Origin of the sequence: Serratia sp. TMDUHS_CL (assembly GCF_037137105.1) — a bacterium.
Taxonomy (GTDB): Bacteria; Pseudomonadota; Gammaproteobacteria; order Enterobacterales; family Enterobacteriaceae; genus Serratia; species Serratia nevei.
Genome location: NZ_JBBBDV010000010.1, coordinates 71,631 through 86,582, shown reverse-complemented (window position 1 = coordinate 86,582; position 14,952 = coordinate 71,631). Strand labels below are relative to the sequence as shown.

Below are 14,952 nucleotides of genomic sequence, written 5' to 3'. Positions count from 1 at the left end.
TTGCGGCGGAGCTTACCCTTAACGCACAATGTGATCAGGATCGAATTTGGTCAGCGTTTGAGCGCCAACGAGCCGTGCGTTACGCCAATCATTATTTCGGTTGCCCCGTCCGCGCCTGGGTAACCTCTTTGAGGCAATCATGGATAAACACCTGCAAAAACCTAAAATTCTGAAAGTGGAAACCGTCGCGCGTTCGCGTTTGTTCAACGTCGAGTCGGTCGATTTGGAATTCAGCAACGGTGTGCGGCGGGTGTATGAGCGCATGCGGCCTTCGGATCGCGAAGCGGTGATGATCGTGCCGGTGATTGGCGATGACCTGCTGCTGATCCGCGAATATGCGGTAGGCACCGAATCCTATGAGCTGGGGTTCCCGAAAGGGCTGATCGATCCCGGTGAGGGGGTGCTGGAGGCCGCCAACCGCGAGCTGATGGAAGAGGTGGGATACGGCGCGAAGCGCTTCGATTTTCTCAGCAAGCTGACGATGGCGCCCTCTTACTTTTCCAGCAAAATGAATATCGTGCTGGCGCACGATCTCTATCCGCAGAGCCTGGAAGGGGATGAGCCGGAGCCCCTGCCGCAGGTGCGTTGGCCGATCGCCGACATGATGGCGCTGCTGGCGGAACCGGATTTTCGTGAGGCGCGCAACGTCAGCGCGCTGTTCCTCTCAGAGGCATTTTTGCGCGCTTCGCGCTGATACGCTTCGCGCCAAACAAAAAAAGGGCCAGATTTCTCTGGCCCTTTTCGATCAGAACAGCTCGTGGCTTTCACCGCCCGGATCGGTCAACGTGGTGCCGGTATCGCGCGATGGGTAGTCCGTCGGCTGAGTGCCTTCGATGAAGTACTCGGAACGGCTACCGCCGCCACCGCCAGAGAGCTTGCCGCTGCTCTTGTCGATGGTGACGCTGATGATGCCCGGCGGCGGCGTGACTTTCTGCTCCGGGATGCCTTCCAGCGCGGTCTTCATGAAGTCGTCCCACGCCGGCTGGGCGCTCTTGGCTCCGCCTTCACCGCCGGAAATCTGATCCGGGATGGCGCCGGATACCGTCGAACGGCCCAGGTCGCGGCGGTGATCGTCGAAACCGATCCACACCGACGTCACGGTATCCGGGCCATAGCCGGAGAACCAGGCGTCTTTGGAACTGTTGGTGGTACCGGTTTTGCCGCCGATGTCATGACGCTTCAGATCGCGCCCGGCGCGCCAGGCCGTGCCCATCCAACCCGGTTCACCGAAGATGTTGCTGTTCAGCGCGTCGTGGATCAGGAAGGCCAGCGGCGTGCTGATCACGTGCGGCGCATACTGTTGGTCGCCGTCCTGCTGCACCTGAGCCGGGGTAACCTGCTCCAGCTGCGGCATCGGCACCGTGCTGTTACTGCCTTCCTGCGAGGTGGCGACGTTTTCGATGTTGTCGTCGGACAGCACCGCCGAACGGTGGGTGTCGCCGTAGATCACCGGCAGGTTGCAGCTGCTGCACACCACTTTCGGTTTGGCTTCGAACACCGTATTGCCGTTGTCGTCTTCAATTTTGGTGATGAAGTACGGGTCAACCAGGTAACCGCCGTTCGCCAGCACCGCGTAGCCGCGTACCAGCTGCATCGGGGTGAAGGAGGCGGAGCCCAGCGCCAGCGATTCGGTATGCACGATGTTCTGCGCCGGGAAGCCGAAGCGCTGCAGATATTCCGCCGCGTAGTCGACGCCCATCGCACGCATCGCGCGCACCATCACCACGTTCTTCGATTGCCCCAGTCCCTGCCGCAGGCGAATCGGGCCGTCGTAGGTCGGCGGCGAGTTCTTCGGCCGCCAGTCGGTGCCGGCGCCGGCATCCCAACGGGTAATCGGCAAGTCGTTCAGAATGGTGGCCAGCGTCAGGCCTTTATCCATCGCGGCAGTGTACAGGAACGGTTTGATGTTCGACCCTACCTGGCGCAGAGCCTGCGTGACGCGGTTGAACTTGCTCTGGTTGAAATCGAAGCCGCCAACCAGCGCTTTCACCGCGCCGTCGTTCGGGTTGATTGAGACCAGCGCCGAGTTGACGTCCGGCACCTGCGACAGCCACCAGGCCTCGTTCACTTTACGCACCCACACCTGCTGGCCGGCCTGCACCACGTCGGTGACGCGTTTCGGCGTTGGGCCTTGCTGCGTGTCTGAACGGTATGGGCGCGCCCAGCGCATGGTCGCCATCGGCAGGGCAATGCTGCTGCCGTCGGCCAGCATCGCCGTCGCTTCCTGCGGGTTGGCGGCGGTGATCACCGCCGGCGCCAGCGGGCCGTAGTTCGGCAGGTTTTTCAGCGAATCAACAATCTGTTTGCGATCCCAGGCCGCTTCGCCGACTTTCCACAACACGTTGGACGGGCCGCGGTAGCCGTGGCGCATGTCATAGGCCAGCACGTTGTTGCGTACCGACTCCTGCGCCGCCAGCTGCAGCCGCTTGGTGACGGTGGTGTAAACCTTGTAACCGTCGGTATAGGCATTTTCACCGTAGCGCTTGATCATCTCCTGACGCACCATCTCGGAGAGATACGGCGCGGAGAAGCTGATTTCCGGCGCATGGTAGTTGGCGACCAGATCTTCGGCGCGCGCCTGATCGTACTGCGCCTGCGTGATGTAGTGTTCGTCCAGCATGCGCGACAGCACCACGTTGCGACGGGCAACGGCGCGATCGTGCGAATAGAGCGGGTTGAAGGTGGACGGCGCTTTCGGCAGGCCGGCGATGGTCGCCATTTCGCTCAGGGTCAGCTGGCTGACGTCTTTGCCGAAATAGACCTGCGCGGCGGCGCCCACGCCGTAGGCGCGGTAACCCAGATAGATCTTGTTCAGATATAGCTCAAGGATTTCATCCTTGGTGAGCATCTGCTCGATGCGCACAGCCAGGAAGGCTTCCTTGATTTTACGCATCAGGGTGCGTTCCGGGCTTAAGAAGAAGTTACGCGCCAGCTGTTGGGTAATGGTACTGGCCCCCTGCGAAGCGTGGCCGGAGACCAGCGCGATGGAGGCGGCGCGGAAGATGCCGACCGGATCGACGCCGTGGTGATCGTAGAAGCGGCTGTCTTCGGTGGCGATGAATGCGTGCACCATCACCGGTGGAATTTGATCCAGCTTCAGCGGAATGCGGCGCTTCTCGCCGTATTGGGCGATCAGTTCGCCATCGGCGCTGTAAACCTGCATCGGTATTTGCAGCCGCACATCTTTCAGCGTTGCGACGTCGGGCAGCTGTGGCTCGACATATTTGTACAAGCCGAAAATCGAGGCTGCTCCCAGCACGATGCAACATACTGCAAGGATTAGTAAATACTTTACGAACTTCACCTGAGATTTCCCATTTCTAAGTCATTTGGGCAGTTTATAAACAACCGCGCGGTAGTATAAAGGCAAGCCTGCGACATGGATATGTTCTTTTATCATCTGATGTTATGGAGGCTTGCGAAACATGTTCCCTCAAGCATGGCAGGTGGGGCTGGATATACAAATCGACTGCGTGCGGGCGGTGGCGGCCCAACGCCGCCGCAACGGCTGGCAGTTGCGCCACTGGTGGCAGCAGGCGCTGCCGCAGGCAGTTTTACGCGACGGCTGCCTGGAACCTTCCGAATTCCTGATCCGGGCGCTGCGGCAATGGCGCGTCCAGCTGCCGCGACATATTTCCTTACGCATTGCCCTGCCGGCGCAGCGTGTGTTGCAGCAGCGTATGGCACGGCCTGATGCGCGGCTGCGCGAGCCGGAACGCAGCGACTATATCGGCGGCCACGGTTTGAAGCAGTTTCCGCTCGACGGCCAGACGCTGGCGCTCGACTATCGCGCCGCACCGGGGGATGAGGCGGCGCTGCTGTTGACCGCCGCGCGGCGGCAGGAACTGCAGCAGTGGCTGCTTTGTCTGCGTCAGGCTGGCCTGCATCCGCAGGCGGTCGATATCACCCCCTGCGCGCTGCGGATGATGGCGACGGCGGCAGGCGTGCCGCCCGCCGCGGGGCTGATGCATCGCCTCGAACGAGAATGGCTGTGGGTGGCGCCGGCCGATGGCGCCTTCGCCTTTGGTCTGGCGCCGGGCGACGATGGCGCCCAGGCGCTGCGGGCGCTGCAAGCCCAGACGCCGGCGGGCGACGATCGGCCTGTCTATGCCGGCAGCGTGCTGGCGGGAGCCCTGCCCGCCGGCTGCTTAGCCTGGTCGCCGCTCAGCGCCTTTACGCAGCTGCGTCCGCCGTTGCCTGTGCATCCCTCGGCGTTCGCGTTGGCCGGTGGTCTGGCGCTGCGCGAGGAGGATCGTTGATGTATCAGGTTAACTTTCTGCCCTGGCGCCAGCGCCGCGATCGGCGACGCGCCTATTTCTGGCTGGGCGTGCTGCTGTTGCAGGTAACGGCGCTGCTGCTGGCACTGTTCCTGGCCGCTGGCCAACTGCGTCACCAACAGACGCAGCGGCAGGCGCGGCAGGCGATGCTGGGTGAGGAGCTGGCGGCATTGATGTCGCTCGCCCGCCAGCAGCAGCAAGAGCGGGCGCAGCAAGCGATGCACAGTGCCCGCGCCGAACGGCAGGCAAATAACGCCCAACATAACCGGCGTTATTTGCAGCTGCTGCAGCAATTGTCCTCCAGCATTCCTCCGCCGCTGTGGCTCACGGCGTTGGACTGCAATGCGGCGAACGGCCTGCGGCTGCGTGGATTGAGCCGCTCTCCTGCGGCCATCACGCAGTTCGAACGGCGGCTGGCGGGGATACCTGCGTTGCCACGGCTGCATTTGGCGGAGATGGCGCAACGCGAAGACGGCCTGTACTCCTTTCACCTGGCGGCGCAGTGGGGGCGTGATGGATAGCCGTTTGTCCTCCGGGCTGCGCCTCTGGCTGAGCTTACCGGGCTGGCTATTGCTGCTGTCGCAAGGGTTGGGCATCGGCACGCTGGCGCTGTTGGGCGGCGGTTGGCTGCTGCAAGACGAATGGCGTCAGCGGGAAAACGCGGCGGAGCGGCAACAGCGCCTGCTGCAACAGATCGCTATGGTGCAGAGCCAGTTGGAAGAGACGCCGCAAACCATTATCCCGGCGGCGGCGCTTGCGCCGACCACCACCGGCGATTTGGCGAGCGTGCTGCAACGGGCGGGGGGCGGTTTGCTGCGCTGGCAGCGGCAGGAAAAACCGCCGCGGCAAACGCTGAGCTTGCGCATTGACTACGCCGGCTTGCTGGTGCTGTTGGAGGCGCTGCCCGCCGATTTACGCCTCGAGCAGCTGAGCGTGGAGACGTCGCCCCTTGGCATGACGGCACGGTTGGTTTTGCAGGATGCCGCCGAGGAGCAGGCAGATGAGTAAAAGACCGGGCCGTTGGTGGTGGCTGCTATGGCCGTGGGCCTTATGTGCTGAACCGCGCGACCCGTTTGCGCCGCCTCCGCTGCCTGCTTGTGCCCAAACGGCGGCATCGCCGGCGGGCTGGCGCCTGAAAGGCATCATCGGGCAACCGACGCTGCGCTATGGCTGGGTGGTGACGCCGGCGGGGCAGTGGCTGCGCCTGCGGCCGCAGCAGCGGGTGCTGGCCGAACGTTGGCAGGTGACACAGGTGCAGGCGCGCAGCCTGACGTTAACGGCGCTGGTGGCCGAACCGGATTGCCCGGCGAGCCAGGGCGACATCTCGCTGATAATGGACAACAAGGATGGGAAACCATGAAAGGACGCGCTGGACTGGGCATGGCGCTGTGGTGTCTGACGCTCGGCGCCGCACAGGCGCAGGATAAACAGGTTATTTCGCTGGAGTTTCAGGATGCGCCGGTCACGGTCATCCTGCAGGCGCTGGCGGATTATCGGCAGATGAACCTGATCGCCGCGCCCGGCGTGAGCGGCAACCTGACGCTGCGGCTGGAGAATGTGCCCTGGCCTCAGGCGCTGGCGCTGACCCTGCGCATGGGCAAATTGGCGATGACGCGTGAGGGTAACGTGATGCTGATTGCGCCGGAGCTGGACGCGCAGGAAAAAAGGCAGCAGCGAGAGGCGCTGGCGCAGCGGCAACCGCTGCACAGCCTGAGCCTGACGTTACAGAACGGCGATGCGGCGGAGATTGCCGAAAGCCTCAATGCCCAACGCGGCGCCTTGCTCAGCGAGCGGGGCAGCGTGCTGGCGGATAAGCGCACCAATACGCTGCTGCTGCGCGACACCGCGCCGATCCTGGCGCAGTTGAAAAAGCGGGTAACGGAAATGGACGCGCCGCTGGCACAGGTCCAACTGGCGGCGCATATCGTGACCATCAACAGCGAAAGCCTGCGCGAACTCGGCGTGCGTTGGGGATTGGCGCCTGACGACAGGCCGGCGCAGCCGCTGCGGCCGGGCAATCTCGGCGTCAACCTGCCGCTGGAGCGCAGCGCGGTGAACGCCGGTTTCCATCTGGCGCGCATCAGCGGGCGTTTGCTGAGCCTCAAGCTGACGGCGCTGGAACAGGAGAATCAGGTGGAGATCATCGCCAGCCCGCGGCTGCTGACGGCCCACCTGCAAACCGCCAGCATCAAGCAGGGAACCGAGATCCCTTACGAAGTGTCAAGCGGCGCCAGCGGTGCGACCGCCATCGAGTTCAAAGAGGCGGTGCTGGGCATGGAGGTGACGCCGAAAGTGTTGCCGGACGGGCGCATCACGCTGACGTTGCACATCAGCCAAAATATGCCGGGGCGCGCCATCAGCCGAGGCGCGGGGGAAGCGCTGACCATCGATAAACAGGAGATTAAAACGCAGATCACGGTGAAAAACGGTGAAACCCTGGTGCTCGGCGGTATTTTTCAACGGCATAGCGGCAAGACGGCGGACAAGGTGCCGGGATTGGCGAATGCGCCGTTATTGGGAGGCTTGTTCCGACAAAGCGGCGCACAACAGAAAAAACGCGAGCTGGTGATCTTCATTACGCCGACCCTGATTAAGGGATAAGCGGCTACCTGTCAGCCGGACGGCAAATCTCCTAAAGTTGATGAGCAGATACACTTTTTTATCTCCTTGGGGGGATCTGCGTTTGACGCTGCGGCCGATTTAGCTTACAAGGGTTACCGAATTGAGCACCGAGGTTTTTTGTTAGCGTCAAGACGCCGTTAAAAACATATGGTTTCCCTCCCGCGGCGTGGATTGCGATTTATTCGGTTGCCAAACTACCAAGAGTGTTGAGATAATTTTTCGTCTGATCTCGCACTATCGCTCATGAGGTTTCAGTTTAGGTCCCGCCGCTGATTTGATTGGCGGGGCGGGTTAACATTAACGAATTGTCTTAGTAATACCGAAAAACATGGCAGAGAAACGCAATATCTTTCTGGTTGGGCCTATGGGTGCCGGCAAAAGCACTATTGGCCGTCAGTTAGCTCAGCAACTCAATATGGAGTTCTTCGACTCCGATCAAGAAATTGAGCGACGTACCGGAGCTGACGTGGGCTGGGTATTCGACGTGGAAGGGGAAGAAGGTTTCCGCGATCGTGAAGAAAAAGTCATTAATGAACTGACGGAAAAACAAGGGATTGTGTTGGCGACCGGCGGCGGTTCGGTGAAGTCGCGCGAAACGCGCAACCGTCTGTCCGCGCGCGGCGTGGTGGTCTATCTGGAAACCACGATCGAGAAGCAGCTGGCTCGTACCCAGCGTGATAAAAAACGCCCGCTGCTGCAGGTCGATTCTCCGCCGCGTGAAGTGCTGGAAGCCTTGGCGAAAGAGCGCAATCCGTTGTATGAAGAGATTGCCGATGTCACCATCCGCACCGACGATCAGAGCGCTAAAGTGGTTGCTAACCAGATCATCAACATGCTGGAAAGCAACTGATTGCCGATTTTCGCGTTCGCCGTCGGCCAATGCGGAAAACTGATTTGTGTTCCCCGCCGCTGCGGGGATCAACCACCGCCGCACCATACAGAGAACTGAGCGCGACATGGAGAGAATTACTGTAACGCTTGGGGAGCGCAGCTACCCGATTACCATCGCCGCCGGATTGTTTAACGATCCGGCTTCTTTTATGCCGTTGAAGGCGGGTGAGCAAGCGATGTTGGTCACCAACCAGACCCTGGCGCCGCTCTATCTGGAGCGCGTCCGGCAGGTGCTGGAGCGGGGCGGCGTCGTGGTGGATCAGGTGATCCTTCCCGATGGTGAGCAGTACAAATCTCTGGCGGTGTTGGAGCAGGTGTTTTCGGCGCTGCTGGAAAAACCGCACGGGCGCGACACGACGCTGATCGCGCTCGGTGGCGGCGTTGTCGGCGATCTGACCGGCTTTGCCGCCGCGTGCTATCAACGCGGCGTGCGCTTCATTCAGGTTCCCACCACGCTGTTGTCGCAGGTGGATTCTTCCGTGGGCGGCAAGACCGCCGTCAACCACCCGCTCGGCAAAAACATGATCGGCGCTTTCTATCAACCCGCTTCGGTGGTGGTTGATCTGGATTGCCTGAAAACGTTGCCGACGCGTGAACTCTCTTCCGGTCTGGCTGAAGTCATCAAATACGGGATCATCCTCGATCGCGAGTTCTTCGTCTGGCTGGAAAACAACATCGATGCGCTGATGGCGTTGGATATGCAGGCGTTGGCCTACTGTATCCGCCGCTGCTGCGAGCTGAAGGCCGAGGTCGTGGCCGCCGACGAACGCGAAAGCGGCCTGCGCGCCTTGCTGAATCTGGGCCATACTTACGGCCACGCCATCGAAGCCGAAATGGGCTACGGCGTATGGCTGCACGGCGAAGCGGTGGCTGCGGGCATGGTGATGGCGGCGGAAACCGCGCACCGTCTCGGCCAGTTCTCCGTTGAAGACATCGAGCGCATCAAAACGCTGCTGCTGCGCGCCGGCTTGCCGGTCTGCGGGCCGCAGGAAATGACGCCGGAATCCTATTTGCCGCACATGCTGCGCGACAAGAAAGTGCTGGCGGGTGAACTGCGTCTGGTGCTGCCGACCGCGATCGGTGCGGCCGAAGTGCGCGGCGGCGTAGGGCATGAACTGGTGTTGGCGTCGATCGCCGCCTGCCTGCCTGAGCAGCAGCGTAATTAAATCGGACCAAGTAACAGTGGCTTAGCCGCCATTTGCATCTATATTAATACAGTGAGCAGAGCACGACGGGTGTCGCTTTGCCATCATCGGGTTAATCTGCCCGTGCCACGGTAGGTCTACGGTGGTGGGCTTTTGCCTCTAGTTGGAGGGTTTCAGATGGACGAGTTTAAACCGGAAGACGATCTCAGACCTGATAGCAGCGATCGTCGTCCTACGCGTTCGCGCAAGCCGGCCGCCGCGCCGCGCTTCGCCGTTTCGCGCCAGCATTTGATGATCGGCATCGGCATTTTGGTGCTGTTGCTGCTGATTATCGGTATCGGTTCCGCCTTGAAGGCGCCGACCAAGCATGAGGCGGCTCAGGATAGCGGCGCGCAAAACGGCGCGGCTCGCGATATCAACCTGTCCGGTTCTTCGTCGCTGACCACCGCCAACAACGGCGTGCCGGGCGGCACGACGGATACCCACGACAACAACGGCGTGAGTACGACTCAGCCGCAGCAACCGCAGAACGTCAGCGTTCCGCCGATCTCCGGCACGCCGACCGAAGCGCAAACTCAGCCTCAGCAGGGCGGTGCGCAGCAGCGCGTCGATCTGCCGGGCAACATGGCGGATGCGCTGTCGCAGCAGCAAGGGCAAGTGGATGCCGCGACCCAGGGCATGACCGGCGCAGCGTCGACGCTGCCGACCGCACCGGCGACGGTGATGAGCGGCGCCGCGGCGCGCGAGGCGACTCGCCCTGTGCAAGGTACCGCGCAGCAACAGCATAAAACGCCGGCGAAAACCGCCGCCACCAAACCGACCGCGACGCAGCATAAATCGCCGACTACGGTGTATACGCCGCCGGTCAAGCCGTCTTCCACCGCGAAAGCGGGAGCGATCAGCAGCAGCGGCAGTTCGCTGCAGTCTGCACCGGGCAGCCATTACACGCTGCAGCTGAGCAGCGCTTCGCGTTCCGATACGCTGAACGCCTACGCCAAACAGCAGAAGCTGCAGAACTACCTGGTGTACGCCACCAAGCGTGACGGCAAACCGTGGTATGTGCTGGTAAGCGGCAACTACGCGTCTTCCGCAGAAGCGAAGCGCGCCATTGCTTCGTTGCCGGCGGATGTACAGGCGAAAAAACCATGGGTCCGACCTGTACATCAGGTACAGCAAGATCTTAAAAAATAAATCATTTAAATTTGTGCGCTGATGTGCTGTCTGAAACAGAGTACAATCCGCCGCTCTGAATTGTATAAGTAGCTAATTGACGGCATGAAGAAAAACCGCGCTTTTTTAAAATGGGCTGGTGGAAAATACCCGCTGGTAGACGAGATTCGTCGCCATCTGCCGGCGGGAGACTGCTTAATCGAGCCCTTCGTGGGTGCGGGATCCGTCTTCTTGAATACGGATTACGACGCCTACATTCTCGCCGACATCAATAGCGATCTTATCAACCTGTATAACATCGTTAAGCTGCGCACGGATGACTTCGTGCGCGATGCCCGCACGCTTTTCGCCGATGAATTCAATAACTCGGATCAGTTTTACCTGCTGCGAGAAGAGTTCAATACTAGCACCGAGCCTTACCGCCGGGCGCTGCTGTTCCTGTACCTGAACCGCCACTGTTATAACGGCCTGTGCCGCTATAACCTGCGCGGCGAGTTCAACGTACCGTTCGGCCGCTACAAGAAACCGTACTTCCCGGAAGAAGAGCTCTACTGGTTTGCCGAAAAATCGCGCAATGCCACTTTTGTCTGCGAGCATTACCGCGATACCATGGCGAAGGCCGTGGCCGGCGCCGTGGTGTATTGCGATCCGCCTTATGCGCCGCTGTCGGCGACGGCGAATTTCACCGCTTACCACACCAACAGCTTCAGCATCGCCGATCAGCAGAGCCTGGCGCAACTGGCGCATCAGCTCTCGGTAGAGAGCCGGGTACCGGTATTGATCTCCAATCACGATACCGAGCTGACGCGCGACTGGTACCAGAATGCTGCGCTGTATGTGGTGAAAGCGCGCCGCACGATCAGCCGCAACATTCTCGGCCGCAGCAAAGTGAACGAGCTTTTGGCGCTGTATCGCTAAGCCGGGGGCACCCCGGCGCATAACAACTCGACCCTACGTTTGGAGAAGCGGATGAAAAAGTTTTTGATTGCCCCGTCCATTCTGTCGGCAGATTTTGCCCGGTTAGGTGAAGATACCGCCAACGTGCTGGCCGCAGGCGGCGACGTGGTGCACTTCGACGTGATGGACAACCACTACGTGCCCAATCTGACCATCGGTCCGATGGTGTGCGAAGCGCTGCGCAACTACGGCATTACCGCGCCGATTGACGTGCACCTGATGGTCAAGCCGGTGGACCGCATCGTGCCTGATTTCGCCAAGGCCGGCGCGTCTTATATCTCTTTCCACCCCGAAGCTTCCGAGCATGTCGATCGCACCATTCAGCTGATCAAAGAGCACGGCTGTAAAGCCGGCCTGGTGTTCAACCCGGCCACGCCGCTGAGCTATCTCGACTACGTGATGGATAAAATCGACGTGATCCTGCTGATGTCGGTTAACCCGGGCTTCGGCGGCCAGTCGTTCATCCACGGCACCCTGGACAAGCTGCGCCAGGTGCGCAAGCTGATCGACGACAGCGGTCGCGACATCCGCCTGGAAGTCGACGGCGGGGTGAAGGTGGATAACATCGCCGAAATCGCCGCCGCGGGCGCCGATATGTTCGTCGCCGGTTCCGCCATCTTTGGCCAGCCGGACTACCGCAAGGTGATCGACGAGATGCGCAGCGAGCTGGCGAAGGTTTCCCATGGCTGATTTCGGCGCGATCCGCGCATTGGCCTTCGATCTGGACGGCACGCTGGTCGACAGCGCGCCGGGCCTGGCGGCCGCCATCGATATGGCGCTGGAAGAAGCGGGCCTGCCGCAAGCGGGTGAGGAGCGGGTTGGCACCTGGATCGGCAACGGCGCCGACGTGCTGGTGCAGCGCGCGCTGCGCTGGGCGGAAGCAGAAGGCACGCCGGAACAGTGCGGCCGGCTGCGTGAACGCTTCGACCATTTCTATGCGCAGACCGTCGACAGCGGTAGCCGCCTGTTTCCGCAGGTGCAAGAGACGCTGGCCCGACTGGCCGCGCACGGCTACCCGATGGCGCTGGTGACCAACAAACCGACGCCGTTCGTGGCGCCGCTGCTGGCATCGTTGGGGATTGGCGACTATTTCTCGCTGGTGATCGGCGGCGACGACGTGACGGAAAAGAAACCGCACCCGGCGCCGTTGTATCTGGTGCTCGGCAAGCTTGGGCTGCGCGCGCATGAACTGCTGTTCGTCGGCGATTCACGCAACGATATTCAAGCCGCGCAGGGCGCCGGTTGCCCAAGCGTCGGCTTTACCTACGGTTATAACTACGGCGAATCGATAGCCCTGAGCCACCCCGATCGGGTGTTGGAGCGCTTCGCCGATTTGTTGCCCGCTCTTGGGCTGTCATCTTTAGAGAATCAGGAAATTTAAACATGAGTAAGCCCATCGTATTTAGCGGCGCGCAACCGTCCGGCGAACTGACCATCGGCAACTACATGGGTGCGCTGCGTCAGTGGGTGCAGATGCAGGACGACTACGACTGCATCTACTGCATCGTCGATCTGCATGCCATCACCGTGCGCCAGGACGCCGAGAAACTGCGCAAAGCCACGCTGGATACGCTGGCGCTGTACCTGGCCTGCGGTATCGATCCGGAAAAAAGCACCATCTTCGTGCAGTCGCACGTGCCTGAGCACACGCAGCTGAGCTGGGTGCTGAACTGCTACACCTATTTCGGCGAACTGAGCCGCATGACGCAGTTCAAAGACAAATCCGCGCGCTACGCGGAGAACATCAACGCCGGGCTGTTCAGCTATCCGGTGCTGATGGCGGCGGATATCCTGCTGTATCAAACCAACCAGGTGCCGGTGGGCGAAGACCAGAAGCAGCACCTGGAACTGAGCCGCGACGTGGGCCAGCGTTTCAACGCGCTGTACGGCGACGTGTTCAAAGTGCCGGAGCCGTTTATTCCTAAATCCGGCGCGCGCGTGATGTCGCTGCAGGAACCGACCAAGAAGATGTCCAAGTCGGACGATAACCGCAACAACGTGATCGGCCTGCTGGAAGATCCGAAAGCGGTGACCAAGAAGATTAAGCGCGCAATGACCGACTCGGAAGAGCCGCCTGTCGTGCGTTACGACGTGGTCAACAAGGCGGGCGTCTCTAACCTGCTGGATATTCTCGCCGGCGTGACCGGCAAGAGCATCGCGCAGCTGGAAGCCGAGTTCGAAGGCCAGATGTACGGCCACCTGAAAGGCGCGGTGGCGGAAGCCGTCTCCGGCATGCTGGGTGAGCTGCAGGAGCGCTATCACCGCTTCCGTAACGACGAAGCCTATCTGCAGCAGGTGATGCGCGACGGCGCCGCCAAGGCCCGCGCACGCGCGCAGGAAACTCTGGCGAAGGTCTATCAGGCCGTTGGTTTCGTACCGCCGCAGGCGTAACGCCGGCGAAAATAAAAAAAGCGGCCACGGGCCGCTTTTTTTATGTCGGTATCACGCCATTTGCGCCAGGCTGACGGGTGATGCCTCGCTGGCGAACCAGTTGAGTTTGCTGCGCAGGCTGACCACGCTGCCGACGATGATCAGGCTGGGGCTGGCGGCCTGCAGTGACAGGGCGCTCAGTTGGCCGAGCTCGCCTTCGATCACCCGCTGGTGGCAGGAAGTGCCGTTTTCTACCAGCGCCACCGGCGTGGTGGTCGCCAATCCATTCACGATCAGCTGGCGCTGGATCTCCGCCGCCTGCGACAGCCCCATATAGAACACCAGCGTCTGTTGCCCGGCGGCCAGCGTCGCCCAGTCCAATCCGCCGTCGGCCTTGGCGTGGCCGGTCACCAGGCGCACGCTCTGCGCATGGTCGCGGTGGGTGAGCGGGATACCGCTGTAGGCGGAACAGCCGGAGGCGGCGGTGATGCCCGGCACCACCGAGAACGGCACGTTGGCGTCCGCCAGCGTCTCCAGCTCTTCGCCGCCGCGGCCGAAGATAAAGGGATCGCCGCCTTTCAGACGCACCACGCGTTTGCCTTGCTGCGCCTGCTGCAGCAGGATTTGGTTGATTTGCTCTTGCGGCACGCAGTGGTGGCCGGCGCGTTTGCCGACGAAGATGCGTTCGGCGTCGCGGCGCACCAACGTCATGATCTCTTCGGAGACCAGCCGGTCGTAAACCACCACGTCGGCCTGCTGGATCTGCTGCAGCCCTTTCAGCGTCAGCAAGCCGGCATCGCCCGGCCCGGCGCCCACCAGCACCACCTCACCGCGATCTTCCGGCTGTTCGCTGAACAGCTGCTCGAGCTGGCGTTCGGCCAGCGTGGCGTCGTCGTTGGCCAGCGACTGCGCCAGCCGATCGTGGGCGAATAACCGTTCCCAGAAGCGACGGCGCGCGCCGAGGCTGCTGAAGCGTTGTTTTACCCGCTGCCGCAGCGAGCCGCCCAGCTGGGCCAGCTTGCCGAGGTGCTGCGGCAGCATCGCTTCCAGCTTCTCGCGCAGCAGCCGCGCCAGCACCGGCGCTTTGCCGCCGGAGGACACCGCCACCATGATCGGCGAACGATCGATGATTGACGGCATAATAAAGCTGGCGCGTTTCGGATCGTCCACCACGTTGCAGAACACCCGCTGCTGGTTGGCGCACTGATACACCAGTGCGTTGACCTCCAGCCGGTCGGTGGCGGCGATCACCAGCCATTTTTCCGCCAGCAGGGCCGGGCTGAATTCGCCTTCGGCCAGCGTCAACCGGCCTTCTTCCGCCCACAGGCGGAACTGCGGGGTGAAGTCCACGGCGTTGACGGTCAGCGCTGCGCCGGCGTCCAGCAGCAGGCGCGCCTTGCGTTCGGCGATCTCGCCGCCGCCCACCAGCAGGCAGGCTTTATGTTGCAGTTGGCAGAAAATCGGCAGGTAGTCCATCGGCACTCCTCGGGGTAATCAGTGTGGGGGCGAAATGCGCCCCC

At 61.6% G+C, this 14,952-nt stretch carries 15 protein-coding genes; 13 read left to right on the top strand and 2 right to left on the bottom strand.

Annotated elements, in window-relative coordinates; translation table 11 throughout:
- Positions 1-139 precede the first annotated feature (139 nt).
- Entirely contained in the window at positions 140-694 is a 555-nt protein-coding gene (nudE, locus tag WCL58_RS18285; protein ID WP_038878156.1) for an ADP compounds hydrolase NudE, read from the top strand.
- A 51-nt stretch (positions 695-745) separates the two neighbouring features.
- On the opposite strand, the gene mrcA is transcribed toward nudE, so the two are convergent.
- Positions 746-3,304 carry a peptidoglycan glycosyltransferase/peptidoglycan DD-transpeptidase MrcA gene (mrcA, locus tag WCL58_RS18280; RefSeq protein WP_047729686.1) on the bottom strand — a complete coding sequence of 853 codons (2,559 nt, stop codon included), beginning with the start codon at positions 3,302-3,304 and terminating at the stop codon, positions 746-748.
- 121 nt (positions 3,305-3,425) lie between these two features.
- Here mrcA and pilM point away from each other — a divergent pair, with 121 nt between their 5' ends.
- The 12 genes from pilM to trpS all read left to right on the top strand — a co-directional run bounded on the left by pilM (position 3,426) and on the right by trpS (position 13,453).
- Positions 3,426-4,259 carry a pilus assembly protein PilM gene (gene pilM / locus WCL58_RS18275; RefSeq protein ID WP_060424519.1) on the top strand — a complete coding sequence of 278 codons (834 nt, stop codon included), beginning with the start codon at positions 3,426-3,428 and terminating at the stop codon, positions 4,257-4,259.
- Positions 4,259-4,798: a PilN domain-containing protein gene (locus tag WCL58_RS18270; RefSeq protein ID WP_060441385.1), complete on the top strand. Its 540-nt coding sequence runs from the start codon at positions 4,259-4,261 to the stop codon at positions 4,796-4,798. The genes pilM and WCL58_RS18270 overlap by 1 nt, the downstream gene beginning before the upstream one ends.
- On the top strand, positions 4,791-5,285 hold the full coding sequence (locus WCL58_RS18265) for a hypothetical protein (RefSeq protein ID WP_084827101.1): 495 nt from the start codon (positions 4,791-4,793) through the stop codon (positions 5,283-5,285). The genes WCL58_RS18270 and WCL58_RS18265 overlap by 8 nt, the downstream gene beginning before the upstream one ends.
- Entirely contained in the window at positions 5,278-5,637 is a 360-nt protein-coding gene (locus tag WCL58_RS18260) for a HofP DNA utilization family protein (protein WP_336851457.1), read from the top strand. The genes WCL58_RS18265 and WCL58_RS18260 overlap by 8 nt, the downstream gene beginning before the upstream one ends.
- Positions 5,634-6,878, top strand: coding sequence for a DNA uptake porin HofQ (hofQ, locus tag WCL58_RS18255; RefSeq protein ID WP_336851456.1), 1,245 nt, complete (start codon positions 5,634-5,636; stop codon positions 6,876-6,878). Before WCL58_RS18260 ends, hofQ begins: the two co-directional genes overlap by 4 nt.
- 349 nt (positions 6,879-7,227) lie before the next feature.
- Positions 7,228-7,749, top strand: a complete 522-nt coding sequence (gene aroK / locus WCL58_RS18250; RefSeq protein ID WP_004391482.1) for a shikimate kinase AroK — start codon at positions 7,228-7,230, stop codon at positions 7,747-7,749.
- 106 nt (positions 7,750-7,855) lie between these two features.
- Positions 7,856-8,956, top strand: coding sequence for a 3-dehydroquinate synthase (aroB, locus tag WCL58_RS18245; protein WP_060424528.1), 1,101 nt, complete (start codon positions 7,856-7,858; stop codon positions 8,954-8,956).
- Positions 8,957-9,112: 156 nt separating this feature from the next.
- The gene (locus tag WCL58_RS18240; RefSeq protein ID WP_336851455.1) at positions 9,113-10,126 is read left to right on the top strand and encodes an SPOR domain-containing protein; all 1,014 of its coding nucleotides are present in this window, start codon (positions 9,113-9,115) and stop codon (positions 10,124-10,126) included.
- Positions 10,127-10,210: 84 nt separating this feature from the next.
- A complete protein-coding gene (gene dam, locus WCL58_RS18235) occupies positions 10,211-11,023 on the top strand; it encodes an adenine-specific DNA-methyltransferase (RefSeq protein ID WP_038878140.1) in 813 nt (270 codons plus the stop codon).
- A 51-nt stretch (positions 11,024-11,074) separates the two neighbouring features.
- Positions 11,075-11,752 carry a ribulose-phosphate 3-epimerase gene (rpe, locus tag WCL58_RS18230; RefSeq protein WP_019456160.1) on the top strand — a complete coding sequence of 226 codons (678 nt, stop codon included), beginning with the start codon at positions 11,075-11,077 and terminating at the stop codon, positions 11,750-11,752.
- On the top strand, positions 11,745-12,443 hold the full coding sequence (locus WCL58_RS18225; RefSeq protein ID WP_038878137.1) for a phosphoglycolate phosphatase: 699 nt from the start codon (positions 11,745-11,747) through the stop codon (positions 12,441-12,443). The genes rpe and WCL58_RS18225 overlap by 8 nt, the downstream gene beginning before the upstream one ends.
- Before the next feature lie 2 nt (positions 12,444-12,445).
- On the top strand, positions 12,446-13,453 hold the full coding sequence (trpS, locus tag WCL58_RS18220; protein WP_025304534.1) for a tryptophan--tRNA ligase: 1,008 nt from the start codon (positions 12,446-12,448) through the stop codon (positions 13,451-13,453).
- Between the two features lie 51 nt (positions 13,454-13,504).
- Here the strand turns inward: trpS and cysG are convergent, their stop codons facing one another.
- Positions 13,505-14,908, bottom strand: coding sequence for a siroheme synthase CysG (cysG, locus tag WCL58_RS18215; RefSeq protein ID WP_141960456.1), 1,404 nt, complete (start codon positions 14,906-14,908; stop codon positions 13,505-13,507).
- Between the last annotated feature and the right edge of the window lie 44 nt (positions 14,909-14,952).

Bases quoted from the DNA above. Each gene is read 5' to 3' on its own strand.
- nudE (WP_038878156.1), top strand. From the start codon at position 140: ATGGATAAACACCTGCAAAAACCTAAAATTCTGAAAGTGGAAACCGTC.
- pilM (WP_060424519.1), top strand. From the start codon at position 3,426: ATGTTCCCTCAAGCATGGCAGGTGGGGCTGGATATACAAATCGACTGC.
- WCL58_RS18270 (WP_060441385.1), top strand. From the start codon at position 4,259: ATGTATCAGGTTAACTTTCTGCCCTGGCGCCAGCGCCGCGATCGGCGA.
- WCL58_RS18265 (WP_084827101.1), top strand. From the start codon at position 4,791: ATGGATAGCCGTTTGTCCTCCGGGCTGCGCCTCTGGCTGAGCTTACCG.
- WCL58_RS18260 (WP_336851457.1), top strand. From the start codon at position 5,278: ATGAGTAAAAGACCGGGCCGTTGGTGGTGGCTGCTATGGCCGTGGGCC.
- hofQ (WP_336851456.1), top strand. From the start codon at position 5,634: ATGAAAGGACGCGCTGGACTGGGCATGGCGCTGTGGTGTCTGACGCTC.
- aroK (WP_004391482.1), top strand. From the start codon at position 7,228: ATGGCAGAGAAACGCAATATCTTTCTGGTTGGGCCTATGGGTGCCGGC.
- aroB (WP_060424528.1), top strand. From the start codon at position 7,856: ATGGAGAGAATTACTGTAACGCTTGGGGAGCGCAGCTACCCGATTACC.
- WCL58_RS18240 (WP_336851455.1), top strand. From the start codon at position 9,113: ATGGACGAGTTTAAACCGGAAGACGATCTCAGACCTGATAGCAGCGAT.
- dam (WP_038878140.1), top strand. From the start codon at position 10,211: ATGAAGAAAAACCGCGCTTTTTTAAAATGGGCTGGTGGAAAATACCCG.
- rpe (WP_019456160.1), top strand. From the start codon at position 11,075: ATGAAAAAGTTTTTGATTGCCCCGTCCATTCTGTCGGCAGATTTTGCC.
- WCL58_RS18225 (WP_038878137.1), top strand. From the start codon at position 11,745: ATGGCTGATTTCGGCGCGATCCGCGCATTGGCCTTCGATCTGGACGGC.
- trpS (WP_025304534.1), top strand. From the start codon at position 12,446: ATGAGTAAGCCCATCGTATTTAGCGGCGCGCAACCGTCCGGCGAACTG.
- cysG (WP_141960456.1), bottom strand. From the start codon at position 14,908: ATGGACTACCTGCCGATTTTCTGCCAACTGCAACATAAAGCCTGCCTG.